The sequence below is a fragment of the Lactobacillus acidophilus genome, from assembly GCF_034298135.1.
In the GTDB taxonomy this organism is placed as follows: domain Bacteria; phylum Bacillota; class Bacilli; order Lactobacillales; family Lactobacillaceae; genus Lactobacillus; species Lactobacillus acidophilus.
Window position 1 is genome coordinate 108,302 of record NZ_CP139575.1, and the last position, 14,020, is coordinate 122,321.

At 34.4% G+C, this 14,020-nt stretch carries 10 protein-coding genes, 1 pseudogene and 1 other annotated feature; of the genes and pseudogenes, 8 read left to right on the forward strand and 3 right to left on the reverse strand.

Going from position 1 to position 14,020, the window contains the following annotated elements; translation table 11 throughout:
• Window positions 1-5: 5 nt before the first annotated feature.
• The 4 genes from SO785_RS00515 to SO785_RS00530 all read left to right on the forward strand — a co-directional run bounded on the left by SO785_RS00515 (window position 6) and on the right by SO785_RS00530 (window position 4,964).
• Complete coding sequence (locus SO785_RS00515; RefSeq protein WP_003549977.1) at window positions 6-998, forward strand: asparaginase; 993 nt, start codon at window positions 6-8, stop codon at window positions 996-998.
• 312 nt (window positions 999-1,310) lie between these two features.
• Window positions 1,311-1,610 (forward strand): hypothetical protein, encoded by a 300-nt coding sequence (locus SO785_RS00520; protein WP_003549979.1) that lies wholly within the window; start codon window positions 1,311-1,313, stop codon window positions 1,608-1,610.
• A gap of 148 nt (window positions 1,611-1,758) precedes the next feature.
• The gene (locus tag SO785_RS00525; protein ID WP_003549981.1) at window positions 1,759-2,151 is read left to right on the forward strand and encodes a PTS sugar transporter subunit IIA; all 393 of its coding nucleotides are present in this window, start codon (window positions 1,759-1,761) and stop codon (window positions 2,149-2,151) included.
• Window positions 2,152-2,324: 173 nt separating this feature from the next.
• A complete protein-coding gene (locus tag SO785_RS00530) occupies window positions 2,325-4,964 on the forward strand; it encodes a calcium-translocating P-type ATPase, PMCA-type (RefSeq protein ID WP_011254541.1) in 2,640 nt (879 codons plus the stop codon).
• 12 nt (window positions 4,965-4,976) lie between these two features.
• On the opposite strand, the pseudogene SO785_RS00535 reads toward SO785_RS00530, so the two are convergent.
• A pseudogene (locus SO785_RS00535) lies at window positions 4,977-5,661 on the reverse strand (hypothetical protein).
• 95 nt (window positions 5,662-5,756) lie between these two features.
• Between SO785_RS00535 and SO785_RS00540 the strand changes: the two are divergent.
• The 3 genes from SO785_RS00540 (at window position 5,757) to SO785_RS00550 (ending at window position 9,738) form a co-directional block, all read left to right on the forward strand.
• Window positions 5,757-7,028 carry a TcaA 3rd/4th domain-containing protein gene (locus SO785_RS00540; protein ID WP_003549986.1) on the forward strand — a complete coding sequence of 424 codons (1,272 nt, stop codon included), beginning with the start codon at window positions 5,757-5,759 and terminating at the stop codon, window positions 7,026-7,028.
• Window positions 7,029-7,175: 147 nt separating this feature from the next.
• A complete protein-coding gene (locus tag SO785_RS00545; protein ID WP_003549987.1) occupies window positions 7,176-7,925 on the forward strand; it encodes an ABC transporter ATP-binding protein in 750 nt (249 codons plus the stop codon).
• A 10-nt stretch (window positions 7,926-7,935) separates the two neighbouring features.
• Window positions 7,936-9,738 carry an FtsX-like permease family protein gene (locus tag SO785_RS00550; RefSeq protein WP_003549988.1) on the forward strand — a complete coding sequence of 601 codons (1,803 nt, stop codon included), beginning with the start codon at window positions 7,936-7,938 and terminating at the stop codon, window positions 9,736-9,738.
• A 32-nt stretch (window positions 9,739-9,770) separates the two neighbouring features.
• Here the strand turns inward: SO785_RS00550 and SO785_RS00555 are convergent, their stop codons facing one another.
• Both SO785_RS00555 and SO785_RS00560 read right to left on the reverse strand, forming a co-directional pair.
• Window positions 9,771-10,421: a histidine phosphatase family protein gene (locus SO785_RS00555; protein WP_003549989.1), complete on the reverse strand. Its 651-nt coding sequence runs from the start codon at window positions 10,419-10,421 to the stop codon at window positions 9,771-9,773.
• Window positions 10,422-10,483: 62 nt separating this feature from the next.
• Window positions 10,484-11,167, reverse strand: a complete 684-nt coding sequence (locus SO785_RS00560) for a matrixin family metalloprotease (protein ID WP_003549990.1) — start codon at window positions 11,165-11,167, stop codon at window positions 10,484-10,486.
• A gap of 154 nt (window positions 11,168-11,321) precedes the next feature.
• On the opposite strand from SO785_RS00560, the gene helD reads away from it, so the two are divergent.
• Entirely contained in the window at window positions 11,322-13,628 is a 2,307-nt protein-coding gene (gene helD / locus SO785_RS00565; protein ID WP_021873967.1) for an RNA polymerase recycling motor HelD, read from the forward strand.
• A gap of 43 nt (window positions 13,629-13,671) precedes the next feature.
• Window positions 13,672-13,904, forward strand: a binding site (T-box leader).
• The last annotated feature ends 116 nt before the right edge of the window (window positions 13,905-14,020 follow it).

A 14,020-nucleotide genomic window follows, 5' to 3' on the forward strand; every position in this document is an offset into this window, starting at 1 on the left:
ATAGTATGAAGAAATTATTATTATTGTCAACAGGAGGTACTATTGCATCTGTTGCCTCAGATGCGGGGCTAGTACCTAAAGAAACTGGCGAAGAATTAATTAAAATGCTAGGTAAATTACCATATGATATTCAGGTACGCGATATTTTGCAGTTAGATTCGTCTAATATTCAACCAGAAGAGTGGAAGTTTATCGCACAGAATATTTATAATTATCGTAATGATTATGATGGTATAGTAGTTTCACACGGTACAGATACAATGGCATATACAGCTTCAATGCTAGCGTTTATGCTTAAAAATATTAATATTCCGGTTGTACTTACAGGTAGTCAGGTGCCAATCAATGTGGTTTTAAGTGACGCACACGATAATTTGCGTCTTGCTTTTGCAGCAGCTGCAACTTGTCCACCGGATATTTATTTAGCTTTCCACAATAAAGTAATGTTGGGTTGTCGGTCAGTTAAGGTGCGTACAACTAACTTTGATGCATTTGAAAGTGTTAATGTGCCACCTGTTGCGACTGTTTCTTCAGATGGACTTGTCTTTAATAAAGAAAGCTTTCAAAAGAAACATGATGGTGCCCCAGAACTAAATACGAATATTGATTCACATGTTTCACTAGTAAAATTGTTCCCTGGATTTGATCCAAATTTGTTATTTGCGATGGTCGATAGTGGGTGTCGTGGAATTGTTATTGAAGCTTATGGACTTGGCGGAATGAACTTTATTCGTCGTAACATGGTTGCAGCAATCGGTAAATTGATTCGACAAGGCATTCCAGTAGTTGCCAGCAGTCAATGTTTATATGAACGTAGTGATTTGACTAAGTATGAAGTAGGTCGTGAAGCGTTACTTAAAGGCGCTATCAGTGCGTGCGATATGACATCTGAAAGTGCGATTACTAAGTTAATGTGGGCATTGGGGCAAGGCATGGATGTTCATGAAATAACAGAATTTTTTAACACGAATGTTGCGGGAGAAGTAACTCTTAAATAAGCTTAAAGAATCTTACAATTCTATTAAGTGAAAGCGTGATCATTACTATAATGGCGCACTTCGCGTATAATAAGTGATAAAGGAGTGTGCTTTATATATGAAAAGTGCTATTTTAGAAAAAGTCTGGATTACTATTGCAGCAATCGGTGTCGGTATTTCTCTTTTTATTAATAATTCACACCAATTAATTGAGTCAAATACAAATACGTTTTCCAGCGCAATTATTAGAAAATAAAACGGAGCAACCATAAAAATGGTTGTTTTTTTGTGCAGATAAAAATAATTAATTATAATTAAACTAGGTTTTTAAGAATGGATGTGAATAAATTGGATAATTTTGAAGAAGTAAGAAATACCTTGCAAATGATTGAGGAAATGCTCAATCGTATGCCGTTTGAACATGGTGGCCAAAATGACGTATTTGCAGTAACTGCTGAAGATATGGACAACTTATTAAGCAATGTAACTCCAGATATGAATGGTAGCGACGTTGCCACTAAAGGTAAGGAAATTTTGCATACTTGTCGTAAAGTTTTGGAATTACGTAAAAAAGAGAATCGTTTAACCCCAGAACAACAAAGCTTATTAGAAAATATCGAAAAATTAGGTTAAAGAAAAGCACTTTTATGTGCTTTTTTTGATTGAAAAAATTATGATAGCTAGCTTAATGAAGATAATCTAAATAAGTTTTCGGACAACTAATATGTTAAAATATCAGTATAGAAATCGCTTACATTTAAATATAGAGAGGTAATACATTATGGAACTTTTAATTGCAACTCATGAAGGTTTGGCATCAGGTTTACTTTCTGCACATGATATGCTTGCGGGTAAAAATGATCAAATTGCTACAATTGAGCTTGATGATAGAGGAATCAGAAATTTCCGTGAACGTTTTGCTGAAATAATGAAAAGATATGAGCCAGGTCGTGTATTAATTTTGACCGACTTAAAGAATGGCACACCTCACTTAGTTGCCAAAGAATATGAAAAAGCTAATCCGGAAAGAGTTCGTGTAGTTAGTGGTGTTAACTTACCAATGGTTCTGGAGCTTAGCCGAAAATTGATTAATGTTTCTTTGGACGCTTCCGCTGAGAAGGCCATTAGTATTGGTAGAGAAGAAATTGAAGTTGATAAACCTCAATTAGTATAATTGACACTATGTCACTAATGCGCTATTATATTAGATAATCAATATATTGAGAAGCGCCTATGACGCTGCCAATACACAAATGAAAACTGAACAAGTTTCTCAAATGGGGAATGGCTTATGTAAGTAGGCTGTTCTCTATTTTTTTATTTTATGAAAGGAGTGGTATATCCGATATGGATAATCACAGGTTAAGCCCCTGGAGTATAGACAAAAAACAGGTGCTTGAAAATACTGAAACAAATAAATCTGGTTTAAGCGAAGATGAGGTTCGAATACGTCAAAAAGATGGCTTAAATGAACTTCAAGCTAGACCAACTAAAACTATTTTTCGGATGCTCAAAGAGCAAATTAGTGATCCAATGATTATGATTTTATTAGGAGCATCCCTGTTTTCAACAATTTTTGGTGAATATGTAGAAGCGATCATAATTGCGTTAATTGTAGTATTAAATACAATTATTAGTATTGCTCAAGAGAAAAAAGCTCAATCTTCACTTGAAGCCTTACGTGATATGAGTGCGCCAATGGCTCATGTCATTCGTCAAGGTTGCGAAAAAGTAATCCCTGCTAAAGAGATAGTAATTGGTGATATCGTTAATTTACATGATGGTGATATGGTACCAGCAGATTTACGCTTGATTGAATCAGTAGATTTAAAAATTCAAGAAGCATCTTTAACGGGAGAATCAGTTCCAAGTGAAAAAGATGCAAATGTGATTTTGAAAGAGGATTGCAGTTTAGGTGACCGGAAAAACATGGCATTTAGTTCTACGATTGTAACGTATGGTCGAGGACAAGGTGTAGTAATTGCAACAGGTATGAATACTGAAATGGGTGCAATTGCTGATATGTTAGAAGATCAAACGGAAGTTGAAACGCCACTTAAGCGCAAACTTGCTAGTGTAGGTAAAATTTTAACGATTATCGGTTTAATTATCTGTGTGCTTGTATTTGCCTTAGGTGCAATTTATCAGCGCCCATTGTTGCCACAATTCTTGGTAGCAATTTCGTTAGCGATTTCTATTATTCCGGAAGGGTTGCCTGCTACAGCTACAATTGTGATGGCATTAGGTGTTAAGCGAATGGTTAAACGCAACGCCTTAATTAAAAAATTACCAGCAGTAGAAACTTTAGGTAGTGCAACTGTGATTTGTTCCGATAAAACTGGAACGTTAACTTTAAATAAAATGACGGTGACACACGTTGCAGTAAATGATTTTACTAAGACTGTTGAAGTGAAAAACATTATAAAAAATGATAGCTATCAAGCAATGGCATATGCTGGAGCACTTTGTAACGATGCTAGTCTTAAAAATGATCAGGAAATTGGTGATCCTACTGAAGTAGCATTAATTCCTTTTGCTGGAAAGTTGGGATTTGACCAGGAAAGATTAAAGCAAAAATATCCACGTTTGTTCGAGCAGCCGTTTGATTCTGAAAGAAAGAGAATGACGACTGTACATAAAATAAAGGATAACTACATTGCCTTTACCAAAGGCGCTGCGGATGAGTTATTACCGCTATGTAGTCACATTATGGACAAACAAGGGATTCGATCAATTACTGAAACAGACCGTAAACAAATTGGCAATTTGATTCATAAAATGTCCAAAGATGCCTTACGTGTTTTAGGTTTCGCGACAAAAACTATTGCCGAGATTCCCAAAAAAGGTGCCGATTTGGAAAATAATTTAACCTTTATCGGAATAAGCGGAATGATTGATCCACCGCGTTCAGAAGTTGCAGATTCCGTTAAAACTTGTCGTCAGGCTGGTATCCGTACAATTATGATTACAGGTGATCACAAGATAACTGCTTTAGCAATTGCTAAAAAGTTAAATATTTATCAAAAAGGTGATTTAGCGATATCTGGGACGGAGCTAGCTAAAATGTCAGATGAAGAATTGGGTAAAGCAATTAAAAATACAACGGTTTTTGCCCGTGTTTCTCCTGCTGATAAATTGCGTATCGTTCAAATCTTGAAGCGTAACGGTGAAGTAACTGCAATGACTGGTGATGGTGTAAATGACTCGCCAGCTTTAAAGGCAGCGGATATCGGTATTGCTATGGGTAAGACTGGTACTGACGTCGCTAAAGATGTGGCTGACATGATCTTACTTGATGATAGCTTTACTACGATTGCAGACGCGATTAAAGAAGGACGCAGAGTATATCGTAATATTCAAAAAGTAATTCAATTTTTACTAGTTGGAAATATTGCTGAAATTACCAGTTTGTTTATTGCCACATTATTTAACTGGGATGCGCCGCTTCTTGCAGTTCATATTTTATGGGTAAACTTAGCAACTGCTACATTACCAGCACTTGCATTGGGCGTTGATCCAGCAAGTAAAAATATTATGAAACATAAGCCGGTAAAAACAGGCACTTTATTTGAAAAAGACCTTGTTGGACGTGTTATTACCCAGGGAATATTTGTCGCTATGCTGACATTATCTGCCTACTTTATTGGCATGATAACTGGCAACAATGTAGTAGGGCAAACAATGGCTTTCAGTGTTTTAGCATTATCGCAAATGCTTAGAGCATTTAATCAGCATTCAAATACTGATCCGATCTGGAAAAGAGCGACCGGTATGAATATTTGGTTATTTGTTTCCTTTGCTGTTTCTGCTTTGTTTATGGGGGTAATTCTCTTTACACCAGCATTACAAAAGATATTCTACTTAACTAGTTTATCAATGGGACAATGGCTAATTGTAATAACATTAGCGTTACTTTCAATTGGACAAGTTGAAGTAGTTAAAGGGTTCCAAAAATTCCGTACAGCAAGTAATTTAATTGAAGAATAGAAAAAGTAAGGTTTATCCTTGCTTTTTCTTTTGCCAAAATTGCGTAATTTTATCCCAGAGGTTAGTGTGGTTAATTGTTTCTTCTTTAGCTTCTTTTCCTGTCGTATCTTCATTTACTTGATTAGAAGAGAAGTATTTAGTTTTTTTATGCTTGGTTTTTATATTTGTAGTCTTCTTTTTAGAAGTAACATGATCACGAAGCTTAATATGTGACTGCGTTTTTTGGCGGTTATAATAATGTTGCTCATCGGTTTGCGCTTCCATTGATATGTCAGGCCTAATATAGTATAAATTTTTATTATCATAGCTATTAATTAAAAAACTAAGATATCATGTAAATCGCAAATGCAGCGCCAGGCTTGTTTTTTATCTGGTTCAATTTGTGCATCGTGAATTGCTGCATTTCCCATCCGGCGTACCTCGTCAAATAAGTCCATGATACTTAATGGATAATTGATATGAGAGCGTAAATAATGCGTATTATTACGCAAATTTCGATATTCACCTGCAGAAATCGGGTAATATGGATCTAAATTTTCTAATAGAAAAATTTTTTGGTGATTGCTTCAAGTAGTAGTCGTGAATTACTAATGACATCACGATAATCTTCAATTGTGTATAACTTATAAATTTTATTTGCTGCTGGATACAAATCCGCAAATGAACTATTTTTTACAAAATCAAAATTAATTTCCATGTATAATTGCCTCTGATCAATTCGAAAAAGATATTTGCTATTTTGGCTCAACTTGTTAATCTAAAGTAAAGAGCATTTGCAAGTAGGGTATAAAGATGAAAAATAAAAAAATTTGGATTATAGGAATTATCATTGTTTTAATAGGCGCATTTATTGGCTGGGGTAATTTTTATTATACGAAAGATCGTCAAATTAGTCGTATTATAAATAATCTGCAAGATCCTAAGGTGGATATGTCTAAAAATGTGGTTGCATCGACACCAGATATGGATATAACTAGCCAAAGTTTAAAGCCGCTACAGAGTTATTTTAAAGAACATACTAAGGCAGCTAAACAGCTTAATTATAATTTACGCCATAATCGTGATAATGGTGAAATTAAGTTGGTGCAAGATGGTAGACACTTTTTGTTTTTTACCAGATATAAATTATGGGTTCAATGCTATCGCCCACAAATTCAAACTAATCATGCCAATTCAAGTTTAACCATTAATGGCAAAAATCTGGGACAAATGGAAGGCGGTAACCAAAATTACTACCAAGATTTAGGCTTAGTTTTTCCAGGTCGTTATCATGTTTTAGTTAAATCTAAAGTAAATGGCCGTAATCTCGACGCTGACTCAATTGTTAACATTTGGTCAAACAAGACTGTAAATATGAATATCAAGACTGCTACTTTCCAGGTACACAGTGTACCTAACGGAATTATATATGTTAACGATCGTAAAGTAGGTAAGCTTAATAAGTATGGTAATTATACTTTTAAAAACTACCCAATTGCCAAGCGAATGGAGATTTATATTGCTACGAAGGTTGATGGCCAGACAGTCAAATCTGAAAAAGTAACAGATTTATCACAATCAATTAGTCCAGAATTTAGTAGCAGTGATGATGATGTGGCTGACTATGATAGTGCTAATGCGAATTATCAAGGAAACGATGAAAAAGATGTTTACCAAGACGTAGAAGGCGACTATATTGTTAATCCAATTTGGCCAGGTTTAATAAAGGCTCAAGATGCTGCTAAACTTCTTTATGATAATTTTAAAGAACCAGACAGTACGTTATTTGAAAATGGAAAAGAAAATTCGGATTATAAGAAGATTGCTGAACAGGTTAAAAAATGGAAAAAGAAGAAGGATTTAAAGAAATATAGTGTAGAAGTAAAAATAATTTCTGTTCTACCAGGAAAGCATAATTACAGTAAAGTTAATTACGAAGTAACCTTTGTCAAAAAATATAAAGATAAAAGTAAAAAGAAAGAAAAATTATTGTACCAAGACGCTGTATTACACTTCGTAAATAAAAAACAGCAAATTCAAACTTTAGGAAAGTGCAAATTAATAAAAATTAAAACTAGTAATTAAAGCTGATATATAGCGGTTTTTCACTTGTTAAAAAAGTGGAAAACCTTTTTTTATTAAAAACAGATTGACAAAAACAACCTATCATATTAGTGTATTAATTAAATAATACAGTAAAACAAAACGTGATGACAGAAAGAGGAACAAACGATGAATGAAATTCTTATGGTGGATAACATCACTAAAACTTACGGTAAAAAAGGTGAAAAACAATACCAAGCTTTGAAAGGCGTTAACTTTAAAGTAGCTTCTGGTGAATTTGTCGCAATTATGGGTGCATCTGGTTCAGGTAAAACTACATTGCTTAACATTCTTTCAACGTTAGATAAGCCTACAACCGGTCAAGTCTGTATTAACGGTAAAGATATTAGTAATTTAAATGCTAATCAAATGGCAGATTTTCGTAGTAAAGAAATAGGTTTTATTTTCCAAGATTTTAATTTACTAGAAAATTTGACCAATCGTGAAAACATTGCTTTACCACTTAGTTTGCGCGGTATTTCGACTAATCGAATTAATCCACTTGTGGATAAGATTGCTGAAAAATTAAGTATTGCAGAAATACTAAGCAAGTATCCAGCAGAAATTTCAGGTGGTCAAAAACAGCGTGTTGCATCAGCTCGTGCATTGGTACATGAGCCAGCAATGCTTTTGGCCGATGAACCAACTGGTGCACTTGATTCTAAGAGTGCTAGAGAATTATTAAATACAATGGAAAACTTAAATAAGCGAGATGGTGTAACTACTTTGATGGTTACTCACGATCCATTTTCCGCTAGTTTTGCTAATCGAATTTTATTTATTAAAGACGGTAAAATTGGTGAACAAATGGTTAAAGGGGATAAATCTAGAACGGACTTTTATCATGAATTAATTGCTCACTTAGGTACTGAAGAATAGGAGGAAGATCATGATTTGGAAATTATCTTTAACCGGGATTAAAAGCCGGCTAAAAGACTATACCGTCCTATTTTCAGGATTGGTTGTAGCTAGCATGATTTTTTACATGTTCTTGTCTTTAGCTATTAATCCAGGTTTTATGAGTAAGGATGTTAACGCACCAGGTCAATACCTGAGTTTTATCTTTGGCTTTGGGATCGTCTTATTAGCAATTATTACATTTATTTATTTGGTTTATGCAAATTCATTTTTATTGAGTATGCGGCAACATGATTATGGAATGTTCATGATGCTAGGAGCAAAAAGTTCCAGAATAGGCTTATTAATCTTCTGTGAAACTCTACTTACTGGACTTATTGCTACAATACTTGGAATTTTTATTGGTTTTGGCTTAACTGCCCTTATTTCAAAATTGTTGATTAGTAATCTTGGTCTTAAAATTACTCATTTTCAAGTAATTTTACCAGCTGCAATTATTTGGACGTTAATTTTCTTTATTGCTGTCTTTTTCTTAGCAGCATTAAGAAATGTTCATAAGCTTGTCCGCAGTAAGGTGATTGACCTTCTTCACGAAAATCAAAAACCAATTAAAATTAGTCGTAAAAATGGTTTAAAAATAGCTGAGGCTATTTTAGGTATTGCGTTGTTAGCTGCTGGTTATTACATTATGGGTATGCCAGCAAGTGCTATTTTCTTCATTATTCCAGCTGCTTTAATTACTATTGTGGCAGGTACATATTTCACATTCAATTCATTATTCACTCTCATTATTAATTTCTTACTTAAAAGAAAGAACTATGCATATTGCGGCATTCGCGTCTTTACTTTAGGTCAATTAAAGTTCAGAATCTGGGATTACACGCGTATTCTTTCAGTTATCTCACTACTTTTCGCATTGGCACTTGGTGCAATTACTGTTGGTCTTAACTTTAATTCATTAAAAGAGCAGGCAATAAATAGCACTTACTATGATGCTACAATTGTTAAAAACACTGCAGATACTATGAAGAATGTAGCTAAATTAGATCTTAAAACTAAATCAACTTATCACTATGTTGAAACTAAAAAAGACGTTTACTTTGATAGAAGTGAATTTGAAAAAGCTCCATTAAAAGACATTAAGTTTAAGCAAAATGGCAATAACTTCCCTACATACAAGCCAATTACTCTTAAGGTTAGCGATTTAACTAAAAAAGACAGCTATGCTGCTATGATTTTAGGGATGCAAACTAATACTGCCAAAAAGACAATCAAGCTGGTTTCTTCAGATAAATTAAATAGTATTCAAGGGCAAAAGAAATTTATTACTTTTATTACCGTAAAAAATTTTGTCAAAGATTATCCGACTTTGATGAAGATCGAGAAGAATCAACTCAAGGTTGCTCCAGAAATGGCAGAATCATTACAATCGACCAAACCATTCTCCTACCAAATGATACTTGGATTTGTCAGTGGGTTCGAATTTATGGGCTTTTTCCTCGGAATCGCCTTTCTCACCATGCTCGCTTCAACATTGATGTTCAAAGTATTAAGCGGCGCCGCCAGCGACAAGCTGCGTTACGAGATGCTTTATAAGATTGGCACTAGAAGAACAGTGCTTAAGAAGTCAATTAGAAATGAAATTGGTGTATTATTCCTTATCCCTGGTATTTTAGGAGTAGTGGATGTATTATTTGGTCTTCGCTTATTTACAGCATTGTTACCACATCCATATATGGGCTTTTGGTTACCATTCTTAATCTTCATTGTCCTTTACTTTATTTACTATATTGTGACTGTAAAACTTTACGAAAATATTGTTTTAAATAAATAGAAAAAAAGCTTTCCGATCGGAAAGCTTTTTTCTTATAGATGCATTTTGTTCCAAGTAGGAATCTTGATTTCACCTTTATCACTCATTGTCATGATAGTAATAGATGCATTTTGTGGTCCTGGTACAAGAGGAATATTATCACCATAGCGGTACCATAGACTTCTAATTGTAAAACCGTGAGTAACTAACAAGATATTTTCTGCGCCATCAAGTTCGCTAATCATCTTTAATCCTTGGTCCATTCTGTTCCAGTATTCTTCTGCGTTTTCAGCATCATGGTAAGGATCAGCTTCTTTAATCCAATCCTTGATTGTATCAATACTTTCGTGAGCAAATAATTCCTGTCTAGTTGCATAGCCGTGGCTGCCACCAATCATACGCCAAGCCATTTCAGAATCTAATCCTTCGAAGTAGCCATAAAACTGTTCTCTGAAAAATGGACTGGCAATATGTTGAAGCTCATCCTTATTAACATTATGCTTCATAATGATTTCACAGGTATCACTGGCACGCTTTAAATCACTAGATAAAGCAATATCAAAAGGAACCTCTTTTAGAGCTTCTCCGGCTTGTTCAGCTCCTTCAATTCCAGGTTCAGTTAACGGTGTATCGCACCAACCTTGCATTTTGTTATAACGGTTAATATAAGTTTGTCCATGACGAACAATGTAAATTCGTTTCATTAATTTTCACCTCATCAAAAAACCTTACCTCTATTCTATAAGAAAAAAGGTAAGGTTTTAAGTTAATTCTCGTGATAAATCTTTTTCAAGTTTTTAATATCTTGTGGCTGAATCGTGTAGATTGAACCCTTAGGATACATAACAGAAACTGAGTTAGTGTGATTTAAACCAATTGCGTGACCTAGTTCATGTTCTGCGGTATTGATAATTCTATTGTTGCTGTAGCCATACCATTCATTTTGTAAATAATAGCGATTTAAGTGAACGGTAGCTTTTAACAAATGGCCTGTTGCAGGATTATAAGTAGTTGCAGTTTCGCCTGCAGCGTCTGTCCCGCTATCATCAACGACGTTAACAATAATTTGGGCATTCTTTTTATTATCAATTTGCTTAAATGTGAATGCACCTGTTCTATTCCAAGCATTCATGGCATCAATTGTTGCGGAGCGTAATTGCATATTATCATGAATATCTATGTAGACATTCGCTTCTGGTTTTGACCAAACGCGAGAATCTGAAGTAGAGTCGTTGGCGGTTTTATCAGTATCTGTCTTTACTTCTGGATTTTTTTTACTAGATGAAGTTACCGTGCCGTTTTTTAATAATTGATTGATACGGTAATTCAGTGTAGAAAGAGAATCTTGCGTAGCGATTTGAATATTAGGATCATTTTGATAGCTCCAAATACCAAAAGCAATTAATGTGAGCAAGAGAATGTTTCTACAGAATTTAAAAAATGTTCTCATATTTTTTCAACTCCATTACTGAAAGAATTATAATTTTCAAAAGTTAAATTTTCATCTATTTTTTCTTATATCTTGCCTATAAGCACGTCGCTATTATGAAAGCGCTATTTATGATAAAATAGTATGCAAGTTTTTATGGAAAAGGTGATTTTAGATGGCTACAGCCAAAACCGAAAGTAAAGAAAAAGAATTTGAACAAAAGTACCTTGATAATGTGATGGGACAAATCAAGAAGCAAGAAAAAAATTTGAAACAGTCAATTAAATCAGCTGAAGGTGAAGCAAGAGAGCTTAATTCACACTTCTTTGACGATGTTAAGCTTGATTATGATGGCTACTCTACTTCAATGGAAACCGCGCTGTCAATTCACCAACAGCAACAATTATTAAGCGAACGTGAACATGCTTGGCAACACTCTGCTAAGCAGTTAGACACAGTAGAAAGATTAGAAAAAAAGCCTTATTTTGCACGAATCGATTTTCAAGAACAAGGCGAAAAAAAGCCAGAAACAATTTATATTGGTTTAGGATCTTTTGCTGATAAAGATGATCATTTCTTAATTTATGACTGGCGTGCTCCAATTTCATCAATTTATTATGATGGTAAATTAGGTAAAGTTTCTTATAATTCACCCGAAGGTGAAATTACGGTTGATATGACCAAGAAACGCCAATTTATGATCGAAAACGGTGAAATCGTTAATATGTTTGATACTAATGAATCCATTGGTGATCAAATGTTATTAGAGGTTTTATCAGAAAAATCTAGTACACAAATGAAGTCGATCGTTACAACGATCCAACAAGAACAAAACAAGATTATTAGAAATACTAGTGCTGATTTATTATTTGTTCAAGGTGCAGCTGGTTCTGGTAAGACTAGTGCAATTTTGCAAAGAATTGCGTTCTTGCTATATCGCTATCGTGGTAATTTAACTTCTAGTGATGTAATTATGTTCAGCCCTAACCAATTATTTAATGATTATATTAAAAATGTTCTGCCTGAAATGGGTGAACAAAATATGGTCCAGATGACTTACTGGCAATTTGTTTCACGTAGACTGCCTGGAATGACTGTCGAGAATTTATTCGATCAATTTGAAGATAACAGAGCTGACACCAATATTAGCAAGTTTAAGGATTCAGTTAATTTCTTTAACTTGTTAACACGTTATGCTAAGCATTTGAATCAGCGTGGGGTAGTTTTCAAGAATATTTACTTCCGTGATAAAAAGAAACCTTATTTTGATAAAGAAAAGATCAAGGAAATTTATTATTCATTTAATTCAAACTACACTTTAGCTAATCGAATTGAAGCAACACGCGAAGAATTAATCAAGATGCTTAACCGGAAGGTGACACCAGAAACTAAAAAAGCTTGGGTATCACGAACGATTGAGGGTATGAGCCAAGAACAATTAAATGAACTGTATGATCGTCCAGACCAAGAATTTGAATCTGAAGCAAAAGAAGAAGCATTCTTGGGTAGAAAGATTGTACTTCAATCATTGAAAGGCGTTCACAAGCGAATTTTGCACAATAATTTTATTAATATGCGTGCACAATATCTTAGCTTTTTGCGTGCTGTACCTAAGATGATTGATCTATCTAAGTGGGGAATTGATGTAGACGAGTGGCTTGCTCATGTTGAAGACGTGAAGAATAATTTTAAAAAGCACAGTATTTCAATGAGTGATGTTTCTGCATATCTATATCTTTATGACATGGTAACTGGTCGTAGAACTAATTATGAAATGCGCTATGCCTTTGTCGATGAAATTCAAGATTATACCCCGTTCCAATTAGCCTACCTTAAGTATAATTTCCCAAGAGCTAAATTTACGATGTTAGGGGATTTGAACCAAGCTATTTTCACTAAGGATGAAAGTCGTAGTTTACTTAAGCAGATTTCTGGCTTATTTGATCCAGAAAAAACTGATGTGGTGCAACTTACTAAGTCATATCGTTCTACCAAAGAATTGACCGATTTTACTAAGCAAATTTTGCGTCAAGGCGAGAAGATTGAATCATTTAATCGTAAAGGACCAAAGCCTGTTATTTGGGGTAGAGATAGCGAAGAAAAAGCAATTAATGTGTTAAAGAAAGTTTTAGAAGATAACGAAGAACACAAATTAACTACTGCGGTGATTACCAAGGATTTAGCTAGCGCTAAAAAAGTTCATAAAGAGCTTGCTAAAAAGGGCGAAAAAACTACGTTAATTGCTACTGCAAATCAACGTCTTGTCGATGGTACTTTGATAATTCCATCATACTTGGCAAAAGGATTAGAATTTGACGCTGTGGTTATGTGGGATGCTTCTAAAGAAAATTATCATCAGATTGATGAAACGCAATTAGTTTACACTGTTACATCTCGTGCAATGTACAAGTTAGATATAATTTATGTCGGTGAAAAGAGCCCACTTCTCGATGTTGATCCGGCTACTTACGTAGAAAAATAATTGACAAAAGTGTTTTTATCATTTAAGATTTTAAACAACATTAAAAACAACTTAGAACAGAAGCAGTAATATTGATTGTAGTAATAGAGAGTTTCTGATGGTGGAAATGAAACATGCATCGATATGAATTCACATCTGTGAGTTGATTCTCTGAATTAAGTAGGAGAACCCGGGCTTAGCCCGTTATAGCTAAAGGTTGATTATTAACTTATTGAGGCAAGTTACGTGAGTAACTTGTAAACATGAGGTGGAATCGCGATTTCATTCGCCCTCGTAGTCGTTTGACTATGAGGGCTTTTTCTTTTAGATAATCAACCTAGTGAGGTGCTGTTGCGTGAGCAAAGCACAAACACGAGGTGGAAACACGATCCGTTCGTCCTCTTAGAGCTAGT